Source organism: Actinomadura logoneensis (assembly GCF_003428695.1).
In the GTDB taxonomy this organism is placed as follows: Bacteria; Actinomycetota; Actinomycetes; order Streptosporangiales; family Streptosporangiaceae; genus Spirillospora; species Spirillospora logoneensis.
The window spans coordinates 1-3,122 of record NZ_QURH01000107.1 but is presented as its reverse complement, the minus strand read 5'-3'; the positions used below and the strand labels follow the sequence as shown (position 1 = coordinate 3,122).

Annotated in this window: 4 protein-coding genes and 1 pseudogene; 2 read left to right on the top strand and 3 right to left on the bottom strand. The window is 75.9% G+C overall.

Going from position 1 to position 3,122, the window contains the following annotated elements; all coding sequences use genetic code 11:
* Positions 1-276 (top strand): annotated as a pseudogene (locus DZF91_RS39470) (hypothetical protein); the annotation flags it as partial.
* Between the two features lie 72 nt (positions 277-348).
* Here the strand turns inward: DZF91_RS39470 and DZF91_RS05410 are convergent.
* The gene (locus DZF91_RS05410; protein ID WP_117356392.1) at positions 349-975 is read right to left on the bottom strand and encodes a YigZ family protein; all 627 of its coding nucleotides are present in this window, start codon (positions 973-975) and stop codon (positions 349-351) included.
* Between the two features lie 22 nt (positions 976-997).
* On the bottom strand, positions 998-1,831 hold the full coding sequence (locus DZF91_RS05405) for an HAD-IIA family hydrolase (RefSeq protein WP_117356391.1): 834 nt from the start codon (positions 1,829-1,831) through the stop codon (positions 998-1,000).
* A 116-nt stretch (positions 1,832-1,947) separates the two neighbouring features.
* Here DZF91_RS05405 and DZF91_RS05400 point away from each other — a divergent pair, with 116 nt between their 5' ends.
* Positions 1,948-2,376, top strand: a complete 429-nt coding sequence (locus tag DZF91_RS05400) for a RidA family protein (protein WP_235834101.1) — start codon at positions 1,948-1,950, stop codon at positions 2,374-2,376.
* 209 nt (positions 2,377-2,585) lie between these two features.
* Here DZF91_RS05400 and DZF91_RS05395 read toward each other — a convergent pair.
* Positions 2,586-3,122 (bottom strand): acyl-CoA dehydrogenase (locus DZF91_RS05395; RefSeq protein ID WP_328589124.1); only part of this gene is annotated, 537 nt, incomplete at its 5' end.

Sequence of the window (3,122 nt, the reverse complement as noted above, 5' to 3'; positions counted from 1 at the left end):
TGGGGACCGCTGGGGCCGCTCGCCCTCGGGACGGCCGCGCCCGCGCCGTCCCCCGCGGCGGCGCCCGCCCCGGTCTACGCCGGCGGACCCGCCTACGGCGCCGGACAGCCCGGCTACGGCTACGGCGCCCCCGGGGACGTCCCGGTCGCCGGGCCGTCCCACCCCGGCGTTCCGCAGCCGGCCGTGCCGGTCGGCGACGCGGCCGTGACGGTGCCCGACCTCCCCGTGCTGGACGCCCAGGGCCGCCCGGCCCCCGGACGGCACCGCCGCCCCTGAACCCGGCCGGGCCCGGACGACGAGAAGCGGTGGGCGCGGCTCCAAGCTCCACGCGGCTACGGGGTGACGGGACTACGGGGTGACGGGGACTTCCATGTGGCCGGTGCCCACCGTGCGCAGCCGGGCCTGACCCGCGGTGACCTCGGCCGCCCACGCCGTGAAGTCGGCCAGGGCGTCCGACGGCACCGGCACCTCCGCGTGGACGGCCTCGCCGTAGCGGACATCGCTGGGCTGCGGGCCGTGCGCGTGCAGGTCGCCGAGGAAGCGCCCCGCCAGGGCGTGGTCCACCGTGACCTCCACCCGCGTCACCGGCCGCAGCTCCACCACCCCGACCGCGTCGACCGCCTCCGACACCGCCTGCGAGTACGCGCGGACCAGACCGCCCGCGCCGAGCTTGACACCGCCGAAGTAGCGGGTGACGACCGCGGCCGTCCCGGTCAGGCCGCGCCGGACCAGCACCTCCAGCATCGGGATGCCCGCCGTCCCGGCCGGCTCCCCGTCGTCGCTGCTCTTGGTCAGCTCCCCGAACTCCCCCACCACGTACGCCGAGCAGTTGTGCGTGGCGTCGCGGTGGGCGCGCTTGCGGGCCGCGACGAACGCCGCGGCCTCCTCCTCGTCGGCCACCCGCGCCAGCGCGCACAGGAACCGGGAGCGGCGGATCTCCAGCTCGTGCGAGCCGGACGCGGCGATCATGCGCATGGCGGCGGGCCCGGACGGGCCGTCAGGACCCCGAACCGGCCCCGGAGCCCTCGCCGGCCCCGGGCCGCCCGCCGGGCGCGACCATGTCGACGACGTCGGCGATCGAGTCGAGCACGTGCGTCGGACGGAACGGGAACCGGTCGACCTCGTCCTTGCGCGTCACCCCCGACAGCACCAGGATCGTCTCCAGCCCCGCCTCCACGCCCGCGCGCACGTCGGTGTCCATCCGGTCGCCGATCATCACCGTGGACTCGCTGTGCCCGCCGACCCGGTTCAGGGCCGTCCGCATCATCAGCGGGTTGGGCTTGCCGACGAAGTACGGCTCGACCCCCGTCGCCCGCGTGATCATCGCCGCGACCGCGCCGGTCGCCGGCAGCGACCCCTCGGTCGACGGCCCGATCGGGTCGGGGTTGGTCGCGATGAACCGCGCGCCGCGCTCGATCAGCCGGATCGCGCGGGTGATCGAGGAGAAGCTGTAGGTGCGGGTCTCCCCCAGCACCACGTAGTCGGGGTTCAGGTCGGTCAGCACGTACCCGGCCTCGTGCAGCGCCGTGGTCAGGCCCGCCTCGCCGATCACGTACGCCGACCCGTTCGGCCGCTGGTCCGACAGGAACTGCGCGGTCGCGAGCGCCGACGTCCAGATCGCGTCCTCGGAGACCTCCAGCCCCAGCGCGCGCAGCCGGGCCGACAGGTCCCGCCGCGTGTAGATGGAGTTGTTGGTCAGCACCAGGAACCGCTTGCCGGACGCGGTCAGCCGCCGGAGGAACTCGTCCGCGCCGGGGAGCGGATGCCCCTCGTGCACCAGCACCCCGTCCATGTCCGTCAGCCACGACTCGATCGGCTTGCGCTCGCTCATACCGATCATTGTCGCAGCCCACCGCCACCTCTCGCGCCCGGCCCCGCCCCCGCTCCGCCCCCGGTCCGCCCGCCCTCGGGGGCCTCCCGCCCGCCGTCCGGGACTACGGTGACCGGGTGACCGATCACGAACTGCGCTCCGGTACCGACATCCGCCAGATCGACCCCGACGGCCTGCCCGCCGGCCCCGGATACAGCCACGGCATCTCCGTCGAGGTCCCCGGACGGCTGGTGCTGGTGAGCGGCCAGGTCCCCGTCGACGCCACCGGGACCCTCGTCGGCGAGGGCGACCTGGCCGCCCAGACCCGCCAGGTGTTCCGCAACGTCGAGACCGTCCTGGCCGACGCCGGAGCGAGCTGGAAGCACGTGGTGAAGCTCGGCTACTACCTGCGGGACGCCACGGGCGTCGGCGTGGTCCGCGAGGTCCGCGCCGAGTTCGTCCCCGAGCACATCACCCCCGCCGCCACGCTCGTGGAGGTCGCGCGGCTGGTGCGCGAGGAGTTCCTCGTGGAGATCGACGCGATGGCGGTCGTCCCGATCCGCTGACCCCTGCCGCCACGCTCGTGGAGGTCGCGCGGCTGGTGCGCGAGGAGTTCCTCGTGGAGATCGACGCGATGGCGGTCGTCCCGATCCGCTGACCCCTCCGCCCTCCCTGTGGTGCCCGTCATCCGCGTGGTGCCCGTCGTCCGCGCCGGACTGCCGGGCGGACGACGGGCACCAGGCGGATGCGCCCGGGGCCTCGGGGGACGGCGGCGTCAGGGCAAGGGCTGGACGGCCTCCCGCGGAGTCGCCGGCGCCGCGATCGGGTCCGGGGTGTCGAGCGCGGCGGCCAGGTCCCCGACCCGGCCGGCGAGCTCGTCGCCGACCCGGCGGCGCTCGGCCCACACCCGCTCCAGCAGCCCCGGCCCCGCCACGCCGTGCTCCAGCAGCAGCGCGGCGCGGCGCTCGATCCAGTCCAGCCCGTACAGCCGCAGCAGAGGCTCCAGCAGGGGCGCCGCCGGGGCCGGGACGGTACGGGACGACTCGTCCACGATCCGCAGCACGATCCCGTCGGCGGCGACCCGCGCTGTCGCCGCGGCCAGCGCCAGGTTGTCGTTCCACACGGTGAACACCGCTTCGGCGTCATCCGCCGCGTCGTCCGCCGGGTCGTCCGCCGGGTCGCCGGTCGCGGTGCGGTCGGCGAGCCGGACGGTCAGCGCGTGTTCCAGCGCGCCCGCCAGGTTCCGGCACATCGCCAGGGAACCGAACTCCCCCGCCTCCGCCGGCACGGCCGGGGGCGGTGCCGGCGGAGG